Genomic DNA, 13,919 nt, shown 5'->3' on the forward strand with positions numbered 1-13,919 from the left:
CACCGACAGCGTTTCAATTCCGCGAGATCCGGTACATAGATTGGAAAGCCGCCCCCGTCCGATACCGGACGACGTCGGTTGCATGCGAACAGGCCGACCATGACCGCAAACACGTCCCCCGCCCCCCTCGCAGCGCCGGCAGGCACGGCGAAGCGCTGGACAGCCCGGCTCGCATCGCATCGCGGGCCGCTGCTGGTGCTGCTGCTGTGCCAGCTCGGACAGGTTTCGGCGTCGCTGCTGCTGCCCGGCTTCAGCGCCGATGTCATCGACCGGGGCATTCTTGCCAAGGCGCCCGACGTGATCCTGCGCTACGGCGGGCTGATGGGGGGTGCCGCCCTGACGCAGCTGCTGCTCAGCGTCACGGCGGTCGTGCTGGGCGCCCGGATCTCCTTCCGGGTCGGTCAGGCCCTCCGCTCCGAGATCTTCGACAAGGTCCACCGCCTTGCCCTTGCGCAGGTCCAGAGCTTCGGCATCGGCTCGCTCATCACCCGCTGCACCAATGATGTGCTGCAGGTGCAGACCATGCTGATCATGTCGCTGACGATGATCGTGATCGCACCGATCATGGGGATCGGCGGCGCCTTCATGGCCGCGCGCCAGGACGTGCAGCTGTCGGGTCTGTTGCTGGTCGTGGTGCCGATCCTGGCGCTCATCATCGGGTTTCTGACCCTGCGCGCGACGCCGCTGTTCCAGCGAATGCAGGGACAGATCGACGGGGTGAATGCGATCTTGCGCGAACAGATCGAGGGCATCCGGGTGATCCGCGCCTTCATGCAGCAGGGGCGCGAGGCGCGGCGCTTCGCGACCGCCAATACCGGGCTGACGGACACCGCACTTCGGGCGGGACGGCTGATGGTGACGATCATGCCCGCGGTCACCGCGGTAATGCAGCTCGCCTCGGTGGCGCTGATCTGGGTGGGCGCGGACCGGGTGACCACGGGCGGCCTGCAGATCGGCGCGCTGATCGCCTTCCTGTCCTATGTCTCGCTGATCCTGATCTCCGTGATGATGATGGGGATGCTGATCGTGATGTTGCCGCGCGCGCTCGTCAGCGCGCGGCGGATCACCACCCTGCTTGAAACCGCAATCACCGTCGCCCCGCCCGCCCATCCCGAACCGCTGCCCGCGCGGGGCAGCGGCCTGCCCCTGCGCTTCGAGGGCGTCAGCTTCGGCTATCCCGGCGCCGAAGCCTTGGTTCTCGAAGACATCACCTTCGAGGTCGGGCCCGGGGAGGTTCTGGGCATCATCGGCGCCACCGGCTCGGGCAAGTCCACGATCATCAACCTGATCGCCCGGCTGGACGATCCGACGATCGGGCGGGTCCGGCTGGGCGGGATCGACCTGCGGGCCATCGCCCCCGAAACGCTCGCCGGCCGGATCGGCTACGTCCCGCAGAAATCCTACCTCTTTTCCGGCACCGTCGCCGAGAGTCTGCGCTTCGGCAATCCGGATGCGGATGAGGCCGCGCTGTGGCGGGCCCTCGACATCGCGCAGGCCGCCGATTTCGTCCGGGCCCTGCCCGACCGGCTGCAGGCGCCCGTCGCACAGGGCGGCACGAATTTTTCCGGCGGCCAGCGGCAGCGGCTGGCGATCGCGCGGGCGCTGGCCTGCGATGCCGACCTCTATCTCTTCGACGACAGCTTCTCCGCGCTCGACCAGGCCACGGATGTCCGGCTGCGGACCGCGCTCCGGCAGGCCACCGGCCATGCTGCCACGGTCATCGTCAGCCAGCGGGTCGCCTCGATCCGGGACGCGGACCGGATCCTGGTGCTTGACCTCGGCCGGATCGTCGGGCTTGGCGCGCATGCCGCGCTGCTGGCGGATTGCCCGATCTATGCCGACATCGTGCGCACGCAGCAGGGCCTCGCCGAGGACGCGGCATGAGCGGGGATGGCGATCTGCGCCCGGCCGCCGCACCGCGCCGCACTCCCGGCATGCGCGGCGCAGGAGCGGCACTTGGCGGCGAAAAGCCGAAGAACGCGGCGGGCGCGGCCCGGCGGATCTGGCAGGCCTTCGGCCGCGGCCGCTGGTTCCTGCTCGCCTCCGTCCTCCTCAGCATCGGCAGCGTGACGGCCAGCACGGTGGGGCCATGGCAGCTTGGCAAGGCGACCGACCTTCTGGTCAGCGCCGATTACAGCCGGGCCGCGCTGGTCCACCAGCTTTTGCGGGTGGCGGCGATCTATCTCACCGCGTCCGCCTTCAATCTGGCTCAGGCCCGGCTGATCAACGAGGTGGTGCAGGTGCTGGGCCGCGACCTGCGCCACCGGGCGCAGGAAAAGCTCGCGCGGGTGCCGCTCAACTGGTTCGACGCGCAGCCCCGCGGCGAGATCCTGTCGCGGTTCACCAACGACATCGACAACGTGATCCAGAACCTGCAGCAGGTCGCCAGCCAGATCATGCTGATGCTGCTGACGGTCGTCGGCGTGCTGACGATGATGACCCTCCTGTCGCTGCCGCTTGCCGCCATCGCCGCAGCGGCAATCGGACTGTCCACCTGGCTCAGCCGGCTTCTCACCGGTGCCGCGCGCCCGCAATTCACCGCGCAGTGGCGCGAGACGGGGAATCTGAACGCCACGGTGGAGGAAAGCTTCACCGGCCAGGCCCTGGTGCGGGTCTTCGGCGCGCGGTCGCGGATCGAAGCGCGGTTCGCGGACCAGAACTGGGCGCTGACCAGAAGCAGCATGGCCGCCCAGATCTTTGCCAGCCTGATCCAGCCGTCGACGATGTTCGTCACCAACCTTGCCTATGTCGCGGTGGTGGTCGCCGGGGCGTTGCGGGTGCTCGCCGGGACGCTGAGCCTCGGCGAGCTGCAGGCTTTCATCCAGTATATCCGGCAGATCGGCCAGCCGGTCTCCCAGCTCGGCAGCATGGCCGCACAGGTGCAATCCGCGCTGGCCTCGGCCGAGCGGGTGTTCGCGCTGCTGGATGCGCCGGAAATCGAGCCCGACGATGCCGCGGCCGAGCATCTGCCGCAGCCGGTCAGCGGGCATGTGCGCTTCGAGCGCGTGGGCTTCCGCTACCGGCCCGACCAGCCCCTGTTCGAAGATGTCAGCCTCGAGGCGCGGCCCGGCCAGACGCTGGCCATCGTCGGCCCGACGGGGGCGGGCAAGACCACGCTCGTCAACCTGCTGATGCGCTTTTACGAGATCGACCGCGGCGCGATCCGTCTCGACGGGATCGACATTCGCCGCCTCTCCCGCACCGAACTGCGCGGGGCGATCGCCATGGTGCTTCAAGATACCTGGCTGTTCACCGGCACGATCCACGACAACATCGCCTATGGCCGTCCCGAAAGCAGCCGCGAGGCGGTGATCGCGGCCGCGCGGCGCTGCCATGTCGACGATTTCGTGCGCACCTTGCCGGCGGGCTATGACAGCGTGCTGGAAAATGCCGGCGCAACGCTGTCGCAGGGGCAGCGCCAGCTGATGACCATTGCCCGCGCCTTCCTTCTGGACACGCCGATCCTGATCCTCGACGAAGCCACGAGCTCGGTCGATACCCGCACCGAGATGCTGATCCAGCAGGCGATGACGGAACTGCGCCGGGGCCGGACGAGCTTTGTCATCGCGCACCGGCTGTCGACCATCCGCGACGCCGACCTGATCGTCTACCTCGAGGCAGGCACCGTGCGCGAGACCGGCACGCATGAGGCGTTGATGGCGCTGAAGGGCGGCTACTGGGCGCTCCAGCAAGGCGGGATGGTGGCGCCGCGGCCGTCTTCGCAGGAGCCGGAGAGCCAGACCGCGCCGGCCGCCCCCCGGCCGTCTCCGCCGCGATAGACGCCCCGGCAGAGCCGCTGCCCCGATCGTTTCGCATATTCGCATAATGGCAGCGATCAGGCCTTCCGAGGGAAGCAGGATGCATGGCGTCGCCGAGGGGGCTAAGCTGCCGGAAAAGATGAGGAACACGCATGGACAGGACCATCATTGACGTGCCGGTGATTTCTGCCGGTCTGAGACGTCTCGGAGCCCCGGTTTCGGCGCTCGTCCGGTCCGGCGGCATGCTCTACACCTGCGGCATGCCGCCGATCGACCTGAACAGCGGCGAGATCGTGCGCGGCGACATCACCACGCAGACGCGGGCCGCCCTGGAGGCCCTCGCCTTCACGCTCGACTTCGGCGGCTCGTCGCTGTCGCAAACGGTGAAGGCCACGGTCTATCTCGCAGACAACGCCTTCGCCGCGGCGATGAACGCGGTCTACAGGGATTACTTCCCCGATGGCTTCCCCGCACGCACCTGCGTCGCGATCAATACATGGCCGGACTTCGCCATCGAAATCGAATGCATCGCCCCGGTGCTCCGGCCTGTGGATCGCGCGCCGGACGGAACCGTCCAGATCTGACACGACCCGACCTTGCCCCGTGGCGTTCCCCCTGCATGGCTTTCTTCTTGGCCCAAAGACCTCGGGGGTGAATGCGCCGAAGGCGCAGAGGGGGCAGCGCCTCCTTCCGCCTGCCCCGGGCTCAATGCCCGAGGATCTGGCTCAGGAACTGCTTCGTCCGCTCCGACTGCGGGTTGTTGAAGAAGTCGACGGGGTTGTTCTGCTCGATGATCTGGCCGTCGGCCATGAAGATCACCCGGTTCGCCACCGCCTGCGCGAACCCCATCTCATGCGTCACGCACAGCATCGTCATCCCCTCCTCGGCAAGCTCGATCATCGTGTCGAGCACCTCCTTGATCATCTCGGGGTCGAGCGCCGAGGTCGGCTCGTCAAAGAGCATGATCCGCGGCCGCATGCACAGCGAGCGCGCGATCGCCACGCGCTGCTGCTGCCCGCCCGAGAGCATGCCCGGATACTTGTGCGCCTGCTCGGGGATCTTCACCTTCTCGAGGAAATGCATCGCGGTTTCCTCGGCTTCCTTCTTCGGCACCTTGCGCACCCAGATCGGCGCCAGCGTGCAGTTCTCGAGAATCGTCAGATGCGGGAACAGGTTGAAGTGCTGGAACACCATCCCCACTTCCGAGCGCACCTTGTCGATGTTCTTCAGATCCGAGGTCAGCTCGGTGCCGTCGACGATGATCTTGCCCGACTGGTGCTCCTCGAGCCGGTTGATGCAGCGGATCAGCGTCGACTTGCCCGAGCCCGAGGGCCCGGCGATGACGATCCGCTCGCCCCGGTTCACCGTCAGATTGACGTCGCGCAGCACATGAAACGCCCCGTACCACTTGTTCATGGTCTCGATCTGCACGACGACTTCGTCCGAGATCTGCATCCTGTTGGCCATCGGCTTTCCTTTCGGAGATCAGGCGCCCGCCTGTCGGGTTTCGAGCCATTTCGCGCAGCGGGTCAGCGGGAAGCACATCGCGAAATAGAGGAGCACAACGAGGCCATAGCCCCGGAACGGCTGGAACGTTGCGTTGTTGAGGGCGTCGGCGGTGCGCACCAGCTCCTCGAAACCGAGGATCGAGGCCAGCGCCGTCGCCTTGATGAGCTGGACGAGAAAACCGACCGTGGGCCCGAGCGTGATGCGGAAAGCCTGCGGCAGGATCACCAGGCGCAGCTCCTGCCACCGGGTCAGGCCAAGGCTTGCGCCGGCATCCCACCGGCCTTCGGGCAGCGCCTCGACGCCGCCGCGCCAGATCTCGGCGAAATAGGCCGAGGCGTAGATCGTCAGCCCGAGCGCCGCCGCCATCCAGGGCTCGATGCGCAGGCCGAATTGCGGCAGGCCGAAGAAGATCAGGAACAGCAGCAGCGGCGTGCCCTGGAAGATCTCGATATAGAGATAGGCCACGCGGCGCAGCCCCCGCCGCGACGCGATCCGCGCGAACAGGATCACCAGCCCGACGATCATCCCGCCGATGAAGGCCGCAGCCGAGAGCAGCAGCGTCCAGCGCGCCGCGAACAGCAGGTTGCGCAGCAGGTCCCACAGGGTGAATTCGATCATGACAGCCCCGGCCCCAGATAGCGCCTTGCACAGAAATTCAGCACGCGCCGCAGCAGGACCGACAACCCGAGATAGAGCGCCGCGGCGACGAGGAAGGTCTCGAACGGGCGGAAGGTCTCGCTCTGGATCAGGTTCGCGCGCATCGTCAGCTCGCGCACCGAGATCTGCGAGACGACCGCGGAATCGAGCATGATGATCACCACCTGGCTTGCCAGCGCCGGGAAGATCACCGCCAGCGCCTGCGGCAGCACCACCTTGACGAAGACGATGCGCGGCCGCAGGCCGAGCGCCTGTGCCGCCTCGCGCTGCCCGGCCCCCACCGCCGCAAGGCCTGCGGCGACGATCTCGGTCGCATAGGCGCCGACGTTCAGCGTCATTGCGATCACCGCCGCCAGGATCGGGTCGAGGTTCATCCCGACGCTCGGCAGGCCGAAGTAGATGAAGAACAGCTGGACGATGAACGGGGTGTTGCGGATCGACTCGACATAGAGCCCGACCGCCGCACGCAGCCAGCCGATCCGGCCCCGGCGCGCGGCGGCGCCGAGAACGCTGATGAGAAGCCCCAGGAGGGTGGAGCAGACGGTGAGCCAGAGGGTCATCCCCGCGCCCTCGAGCAGGGCGCGGAAACCGGTCTCCAGCCAGCCGAAATCCAGACCGTTGGCCATGCGTCTTTCGCCGCCGGATCCGGCCGATTACTCGGCGGGCTTCAGGTTTTCGACCTTCAGCGGCGTCTTCAGCCAGGTCTCGGAGGCGGCGTTCAGCGAGCCGTCGTCGATCATCGCCTGCACCGCGGCATTGACCGCCTCGATCATCGCCGTCTCGTCCTTGCGCACCGCGATATGCGAGGGCGAGGACATCAGCTGGAACTTCTCCTCGGGCTGCAGCGCGGCCTGCTTTGCAAGCACCTGCGCACCGACGTTGTTGCCCACCGCCATCAGATCGGTCTGGCCGGTGATGAAGGCCTGAATCACCGCGCTGTAATTCGGGAACCGGCGGATCGTCGCGCTTTCGGGCGCCGCCTCGGTCAGCGAGCTGTCCTCGAGCGTGCCCTGGTTGACCGCGATCGACTTGCCGGCAAGATCGGCCGGCCCCTCGATCTTCGTCGCCTGCGGGCCGATGACGGCGATGTAATAGGGGGCATAGGCCTCGGCAAAGCCGATGACCTTCGCACGCTCGTCGGAACAGCCGACGCTCATCAGCATGTCGATGCGTTTGTCGTTCAGGAAGGCAATGCGGTTCTGGCCGTTCACCGGCACCAGATGCACCTTGACCCCCAGGGCCTTGGCGATGCCGGTCGCGACATCGACATCATAGCCGATCGTGCTCATGTCGGTCGATACCGAGGAGAACGGCGGGAAGTCGGGGAAGATGCCGACGTTGATGACGCCCGCGGCCTTGATATCGGCCAGTTCGTCGGCACTGGCGGCACCGCAGAAGGCTGCGAGCGTGGCGGTCGCGGCAAGAGCGAGGGCGCGGAAACGGGGAGGTGAAGATCATCGATATCCCCTGTCGTGAGGTTTGTTTTGATTGAACGTCAATCTGCAGCTTTCGCGCCCGGACGTCCTGCCCGACGGTGGTCGCGGATTTATGGCTGTCATAGCGTCGGGCGCAGGCGCAGGCCAGTCACCACCGCGTTCTCTCTCCTCAGGCGGGGGCGCCGGCGCAAAGGCAGCGGGCCAGGTGCTGGCCGTGCCTGTGCATCGGCACCGGAGCCTGGCGGCAGACATCGTTGGCCATCGGACAGCGCGGTGCGAAGGCACAGCCCGGCCCGCGATGCAGCGGATCGGCGCTCGCCGTTCCGAGCCCGCTTTCGGGCAGCGCCGCCCCCGGCTCGGGCCGCAGCGTCGCGCCGAGCAGGGCGCGGGTGTAGGGATGGCGCGGTGCGGCAAAGAGCGGCGCAACCTGCGCCTCCTCGACCTTCTCGCCCAGATACATCACCGCCACCCGATCGGCGAGATGCTCGACCACGGCGAGATTGTGACTGACGAACACCATCGTCAGCCCGAGTTCCGCCCGCAGCTCCAGAAGCAGGTTGATGACCTGCGCCTGCACGGACACATCGAGCGCCGAGGTCGGCTCGTCGCAGATCAGCACCTTCGGCCGCGCGATCAGCGCACGGGCGATGGCGACGCGCTGACGCTGGCCACCCGAAAGCTCGGCCGGATAGGCATCGGCAAGCCGCACCGGAAACCCCACGCGGTCGAGCATCTCGCGCATCCGCGGCCCGGGGTCGGTGCCGCGCCCGTGCAGGCGCAGCGGCTGCGCCACGAGCTCGCCCACCCGCCGCGTCGGGTTGAGCGAGGAATAGGGGTCCTGGAACACCGGCTGGATGCGGCGCACCCGCTCGGCCAGCGGCCAGGTGCCGATCTCGCGCCCATCGAGGAAGACCCGCCCCTCGTCCGGAGCGAGCAGGCCCAGCATGACGTTGACCGCCGTGCTTTTGCCACAACCCGACTCGCCCACCAGCCCCAGCGTCTCGCCGGGCATCACCTTCAGCGACAGATCGCTCAGCGCGGTCAGCGTCGCGGGGCGCCGGAACATCCCCTGCGAGACGCGAAAGCGCTTGCCCACATGCTCGAGTTCCAGCGCAGGAACGTGGGTTGCCCAAGTCATTGCATGATCTCCATCGCAGGAAAGTGGCATTCCACCCGGCCGTCCGGCAGGGCAACGTCGGACGGCGGGCGGGCGGCGCAAAGCGTCTCCGCCCGGGCGCAGCGCTCGCAAAAGGCACAGCCGGCGATCGGTTCGATCAGCCCCGGCACCCGCCCCGGGATCGCCGGAAGCGGCGTGCCGCGCGGGGTGCGCCCCGGCACCGGGATCGCCGCCATCAGCCCGGCGGTGTAGGGATGGGCCGGACGGCGGAAGATCCGGCTGGCCGGGCCTTCCTCGACAATCCGCCCGGCATACATCACCGCCACCCGATCGGCGATTGCCGCGACCACCCCGAGGTCATGCGTGATCAGCAGCAGACCCAGCCCAAGATCGCGCTGCAACCCGGCCAGAAGGCTCAGAATCTGGGCCTGGATGGTGACGTCGAGCGCGGTTGTCGGCTCATCGGCGATCAGGAATTTCGGCTGGCTCATCAGCGCCATGGCAATCATCAGCCGCTGCCGCTGCCCGCCCGAGAACTGGTGCGGATACTGCCCGAGCCGCTGCCCCGCGCGGGCGATGCCGACGCGCTCGAGAAGCTCGATCGCCCGCGCTTCGGCCGCCCGTCGCGTCAGCCCCTCGGTGTGGATCACCCCCTCGGTCAGCTGCCGCCCGACCGTCAGCGTCGGATTGAGCGAGGTCATCGGGTCCTGGAAGATCATCGACAGCCCCCTGCCCCGCAACGTCTTCCACGCCGCGCGCCCGCGTCCCGCCATCTCCTGCCCGAGCAGGGTGAAGCGCCCGGACCGGGTCCGTGCGGTCTTCGGGCCAAGCCCCATCAGCGTCATTGCGGTAAGCGACTTGCCGCAACCGGATTCGCCCACGAGGCACAGCGTCTCGCCCGCCGCGAGCCGCAGGTCGACGCCGCGCACGGCGCTCAGCAGCCCGCGTTCGGTCGGGATCGCGACATGCAGGTCTTGCAGATCGAGCAGGGTCATTTCAGCCGTCCTCCGGTGATGTCGCGCAGCCCGTCGCCCAGCAGGTTGACGGCCAGCACCAGCAGGCACAGCGCCGCCCCCGGCAGCGCGGTCAGCCACGGGTCGAACAGGATGTTGTCGCGCCCCTCCGAGATCATCAGCCCCCAGGACGGCGTCGGCGCGCGCACCCCGAGTCCGAGGAAGGACAGCGCCGCCTCGAGCAAGATCACGTTCGCCACCTCGAGCGTCATCACCACGATCAGCGCGGCGCGCATGTTCGGCAGCAATTCGAGGAACAGGATCCGCGCCTGGCCTGCCCCGATCGCGCGCAGCCCCTTGATGAAGTCGCGCGAGCGCAGCGACTGCGCCGCCGCGCGCGAGACGACGGCGAAACGGTCCCACAGCAGGAGCCCGAGCACCGTGATCAGCGTCGTAAGCGAGGCGCCGGCAAAGGCGACCGCGGCCAGCGCCACCAGCACGATCGGCAGCGACAGGCGAGTGGTGATGATAAAGCTGATCGCCATGTCCGTGTGGCCGCCGAAATAGCCAGCCACCAGACCGAGCGAGATCCCGATCAGCCCCGAGACGAGAACCACGCCGAAGCCGACGCCGAGCGAGATCCGCGCCCCGTAAATGAGCCGCGACAGGTAGTCGCGACCGAGATGATCGGTGCCGAGCAGATGCGCGGGGTCCGTGCCCTCGATCCAGAACGGCGGCAGCAGGCGCCGCGTCAGGTCCTGCGCATAGGGGTCATGCGGTGCGAGCAGCGGCGCGAGCACCGCGACCAGCACCATCAGCACGACAACGCCGCCGCCGCTCATCAGCGCCACATTGCGCAGCCCCCTGCGCCACAGGGCGGGTCGCATCACTTCCTCGGCCATCAGCGCGCTCCCCGGATGCGCGGATCGAGCCACGCATTGACAAGATCCCCCGCCGTGGTCAGCACCACATAGACCAGCGACAGGATCAGGATGACGGCCTGCACCACCGGCAGGTCGGCGCGCAGCAGCGACTCCCAGGCGAGGCGCCCGAGCCCGTTCAGCGCGAACACGCTCTCGATCACGATCGAGCCGGACAGCAGCACCCCGAGCTGCAATGCGGCCAGCGACACCAGCGGCAGGATGGCGTTGCGCAGCGCGTGCCCCACGATCACCTGCCACGTCGCCAGCCCCTTGGCCTCGGCGCTGCGGATGTAATCGGTGCCGAGCACCTCGATCATCCCGGAGCGGGTGATCCGCATCATTGCCGGCATCGCCGAATAGGCCAGCACCACCACCGGCAGAATGTAACCTTGCCAGGTGTCCGCCCCCGAGGTCGGAACGAGGCCATACCAGACGCCGAAGACGACGATCGCCATCAGTCCGAGCCAGAAGCTCGGCACCGCCTGGCCGGTCACGGCGAGCAGCAGCGCCAGCCGGTCGGTGAGGCCGCCGGGCTTGCGCGCCGCGACGATGCCAAGCGGCACCGCCACGACCAGCGCCAGCGTGAAGGACAGCACCCCGAGGATCGCCGTCACCGGCAGCCGCGCCCGGACGATCTCGGTCACCGGCATGTTGAAATAGATGCTCTGGCCGAAATCGCCGCGCAGCACATGCCCGACCCAGCCGAGATATTGCACCACATAGGGGCGGTCGAAGCCATAGGCGTGGCGGATCGCCTCGGCGTCCCTGGCCGAGCCGCCTGCACCCGCGATGGCGACGGCGGGGTCACCGACAACGAACATCAGCCCGAAGCTGAGCGCCGAGACGGCCACGCAGACGCACAGCGCCACCGCGAGGCGGCGCAACAGATAGACAAGCATGAAAACCTCCTGGCGACCGGGGGGAAGCTCCCCCCGTGCTGGGTCGGAAGGGTCACTTCCAGGACGACTGCCAGAACCGGGCGAACTCGTCCGGGTAGGGCGTGAAGGACAGGTCTTTCGACAGGCCGTAGTTCACGTTGAAGCTGTACATCAGCACGACCCAGGCCTCGTCCGCGATCCGCGAGAGCGCCTTGGCGTAATCCGCCTTGCGCAGCGTCGGATCGGTCGCGGTATCGGCCTCGTGCAGCCAGCCGCTCAGCTCGGCATCCTGTACCAGATCGTCGGCGCCGCCGCCAAAGAAGTTCGACAGCAGGAAGGCCACATCGCCCACGCCATAGCTGCCCCAGTTCGAGAAGAACGCGGGCGCCTGCCGCTCGCGCCATTTCGAGACACCCGCCGCATATTGCAGCTCGTCGAGCTGGACGGTGATGCCCACCTTCGCCAGATCGGCCGCGATCGCCTCGGCAACCGGGCGCGGCATGGCGGCAAAGGTCATCGGCAGGCTCAGCCCGTCCTTGTAGCCCGCCTCGGCCAGCAGCGCCTTCGCCTTGTCCGGATCATAGGCGTATTGCGTCACCGCATCGGTGCAGCCGAACTGCGCCGGGTTGCAGAACGCCTTCAGCACCTCCGAGGCCCCGCCGGCAAAGGCGCGGGTGATCGCTTCGCGGTCGATCGCATGGGCCACCGCCTGACGCACCCGCACATCCTTCAGCGGCGTGTCTCCGCTGGCCGCGACCGGCGCGAGGTTGAGGAAGGAGATCCGCATGATCGGCGCGGAAACGACCTGGACGCGCGACGCCAGCCGGTCGGCCTGATCGGGCGGGATCCGCCACATCCAGTCGAGCTTGCCCGACATCAGCTCGGCATATTGGGTGTTCAGCTCGGGCATGGTGCGCACGACGATCGTCTTGATCTGCGCCCCGGCCTTCGGGCTTTCGGGGTAGATGCCGTCCCAGCGTTCGAGGACGTATTTCACCCCGGGTTCCTGCGAGACCAGCCGATAGGGGCCGGTGCCGACCGGCGCCTTCGCCATGCCGGCAGAGCCGACCGTGTCGAAATAGGCATGCGGATAGATCGGCAGCGAGCCCGCCAGCATCTCGAAGGCGCCGGCGAAGGGTTTCGCCATGTGGATGCGGACGGTGTAGTCATCCACCTTTTCGACGCGCGCGATCCAGTCGACGGAAATCGCGTAGCGCGTGCCGTAATCGGGCTTGATGACGGTGCTCAGCGTGTCGACCACGTCATCGGCGGTGAACGCCGCCCCATTGTGGAAGGTGACGTCGCGGCGCAGCTTGAACTCGAGCGTGAGCGGGTCGGGCTGGCTCCAGCTTTCGGCCAGAAGACCCTTGAAGGTGCCGCTGTCCATGTCCTTGTAGAGCAGGCCGTCATAGACGTGGCGGGCGAGGATCAGCCCCTCGCGGCCGGCGATCTTGTAGGTGTCGAGCGGTTCAGGCTCGAGCGAGAAGGCGACGTTCAGCGTGTCGCTCGCCTTGTCGGCAAGCACCGGCGTTGCCAGCATCGCGACTGCGGCGCCCGAAAGCAGGATCTGCGTCAGGGATAGGGTCATGGTTGTCCTCTCTGTTGACGGAAGCTCAGGTTCAGAAGGCTGCGCCGCGTCCCGTCGTCGTCGGGCTTCGTTTCGGCCTGGATCGCCTTCAGGGTTTCCCCCGCCTTCAGCCGGCGGAGGATGTCGATTTCGGCATGCTGCATCTGGCGCGCGATGGCGGCGTTCTCGGCCACCGTGGCGGGATCGAGAACCACCACACCGCTTTCATCGGCAAGGATGATGTCGCCACGGCTCACCATCGAGCCGCCACAGGTCACGGTTCCCCCGACATGACCGGCCATCTGCCGGTTGCGCGTGGTGACCGGCGAGCGCCCCCGGCACCAGATCGGCAGACCGAGCGCGAGAAGCGCCGACAGATCGGTCACGAACCCGTCGATCACCACCCCCGCGACGCCGCGCGCAACCGCGGCCTGCGCGGTCACCGCACCGAAACAGGCGTGGCGCAGATCGCCGCAGCGATCGATGACGATCACCTCGCCGGGCGCGGCGATCGACAGTGCCTCGACCAGGGCCGAACCGTCGACCCCCGGCAGCCGCACGGTCAGCGCCGGGCCCCAGATGCGCCGGTCGGGGATCAGCGCCTGGATTGCCGGGGCCATGAAGCCTTCGGTGAGGAAATGGCCAAGCGTGGCGGTCTCGATCGCGCTCAGATCGGGGCAAAGGGCGGGGGGCATGGCATCTCCGGTTCCGGCTGCCCCCCACGGAAAGGGTGCAGCCATAGGCTGTGCTTATTGATGGCAGGCGGCGGTGACGATGAATTCCACCCGGTATCCGGGCGCGGCAAGGCGCGCCTCGCCACAGGCCCGCACCGGCGGGTTCGCCGGGTCGACCCAAGCGTCATAGACCGCGTTCATGGCATCGAAATCTGCCATGTCGGCCAGCCAGACGATCACCTGCAAAAGATGTGCGCGGTCGCTTCCGGCCTCGGCCAGCAGCGCATCCACGGCAGAAAGAGCCTGTTTTACCTGAGTAGTCACGTCGGCCGCAGGATCGCCGACCTGCCCGGCAAGCCAGATCGTGTCGCCATGGATGACGGCCTGGCTCATGCGCGGGCCGGGGTGCAGGCGGGGGATGGTCATTGCTCTGGGCTCCATGTTCAC

Annotated in this window: 14 protein-coding genes; 3 read left to right on the forward strand and 11 right to left on the reverse strand. The window is 67.8% G+C overall.

From position 1 onward, the window contains the following. Nucleotides 1-99: 99 nt before the first annotated feature. The 3 genes from EOW66_RS00850 to EOW66_RS00860 all read left to right on the forward strand — a co-directional run bounded on the left by EOW66_RS00850 (nt 100) and on the right by EOW66_RS00860 (nt 4,342). Complete coding sequence (locus EOW66_RS00850) at nt 100-1,884, forward strand: ABC transporter ATP-binding protein (RefSeq protein ID WP_128154106.1); 1,785 nt, start codon at nt 100-102, stop codon at nt 1,882-1,884. Then, nucleotides 1,881-3,779, forward strand: coding sequence for an ABC transporter ATP-binding protein (locus tag EOW66_RS00855; protein ID WP_206363650.1), 1,899 nt, complete (start codon nt 1,881-1,883; stop codon nt 3,777-3,779). Before EOW66_RS00850 ends, EOW66_RS00855 begins: the two co-directional genes overlap by 4 nt. A gap of 131 nt (nt 3,780-3,910) precedes the next feature. Next, nucleotides 3,911-4,342, forward strand: coding sequence for a RidA family protein (locus EOW66_RS00860; protein ID WP_128154107.1), 432 nt, complete (start codon nt 3,911-3,913; stop codon nt 4,340-4,342). Nucleotides 4,343-4,463: 121 nt separating this feature from the next. On the opposite strand, the gene EOW66_RS00865 is transcribed toward EOW66_RS00860, so the two are convergent. From EOW66_RS00865 to EOW66_RS00915, 11 genes are all read right to left on the reverse strand, one after another. Continuing rightward, nucleotides 4,464-5,225, reverse strand: coding sequence for an amino acid ABC transporter ATP-binding protein (locus tag EOW66_RS00865; protein ID WP_128154108.1), 762 nt, complete (start codon nt 5,223-5,225; stop codon nt 4,464-4,466). Nucleotides 5,226-5,243: 18 nt separating this feature from the next. Continuing rightward, entirely contained in the window at nt 5,244-5,885 is a 642-nt protein-coding gene (locus tag EOW66_RS00870; RefSeq protein WP_128154109.1) for an amino acid ABC transporter permease, read from the reverse strand. Beyond that, nucleotides 5,882-6,550, reverse strand: a complete 669-nt coding sequence (locus EOW66_RS00875; RefSeq protein WP_128154110.1) for an amino acid ABC transporter permease — start codon at nt 6,548-6,550, stop codon at nt 5,882-5,884. The genes EOW66_RS00870 and EOW66_RS00875 overlap by 4 nt, the downstream gene beginning before the upstream one ends. A 27-nt stretch (nt 6,551-6,577) precedes the next feature. After that, entirely contained in the window at nt 6,578-7,294 is a 717-nt protein-coding gene (locus tag EOW66_RS00880) for a transporter substrate-binding domain-containing protein (RefSeq protein ID WP_128154111.1), read from the reverse strand. 235 nt (nt 7,295-7,529) lie between these two features. Beyond that, the gene (locus EOW66_RS00885) at nt 7,530-8,498 is read right to left on the reverse strand and encodes an oligopeptide/dipeptide ABC transporter ATP-binding protein (RefSeq protein WP_128154112.1); all 969 of its coding nucleotides are present in this window, start codon (nt 8,496-8,498) and stop codon (nt 7,530-7,532) included. After that, complete coding sequence (locus tag EOW66_RS00890) at nt 8,495-9,472, reverse strand: ABC transporter ATP-binding protein (RefSeq protein WP_128154113.1); 978 nt, start codon at nt 9,470-9,472, stop codon at nt 8,495-8,497. Before EOW66_RS00890 ends, EOW66_RS00885 begins: the two co-directional genes overlap by 4 nt. Then, nucleotides 9,469-10,332, reverse strand: coding sequence for an ABC transporter permease (locus EOW66_RS00895; protein ID WP_128154114.1), 864 nt, complete (start codon nt 10,330-10,332; stop codon nt 9,469-9,471). The genes EOW66_RS00890 and EOW66_RS00895 overlap by 4 nt, the downstream gene beginning before the upstream one ends. After that, nucleotides 10,332-11,252, reverse strand: coding sequence for an ABC transporter permease (locus EOW66_RS00900; protein WP_128154115.1), 921 nt, complete (start codon nt 11,250-11,252; stop codon nt 10,332-10,334). Before EOW66_RS00900 ends, EOW66_RS00895 begins: the two co-directional genes overlap by 1 nt. Before the next feature lie 52 nt (nt 11,253-11,304). Then, nucleotides 11,305-12,819, reverse strand: a complete 1,515-nt coding sequence (locus tag EOW66_RS00905) for an ABC transporter substrate-binding protein (protein WP_128154116.1) — start codon at nt 12,817-12,819, stop codon at nt 11,305-11,307. Continuing rightward, nucleotides 12,816-13,493, reverse strand: coding sequence for an RraA family protein (locus EOW66_RS00910; protein WP_128154117.1), 678 nt, complete (start codon nt 13,491-13,493; stop codon nt 12,816-12,818). The genes EOW66_RS00905 and EOW66_RS00910 overlap by 4 nt, the downstream gene beginning before the upstream one ends. A gap of 54 nt (nt 13,494-13,547) precedes the next feature. After that, on the reverse strand, nt 13,548-13,898 hold the full coding sequence (locus tag EOW66_RS00915; RefSeq protein ID WP_128154118.1) for a RidA family protein: 351 nt from the start codon (nt 13,896-13,898) through the stop codon (nt 13,548-13,550). Between the last annotated feature and the right edge of the window lie 21 nt (nt 13,899-13,919).

The sequence above is a fragment of the Paenirhodobacter huangdaonensis genome (genome assembly GCF_004022465.1).
Lineage (GTDB): Bacteria > Pseudomonadota > Alphaproteobacteria > Rhodobacterales > Rhodobacteraceae > Rhodobacter > Rhodobacter huangdaonensis.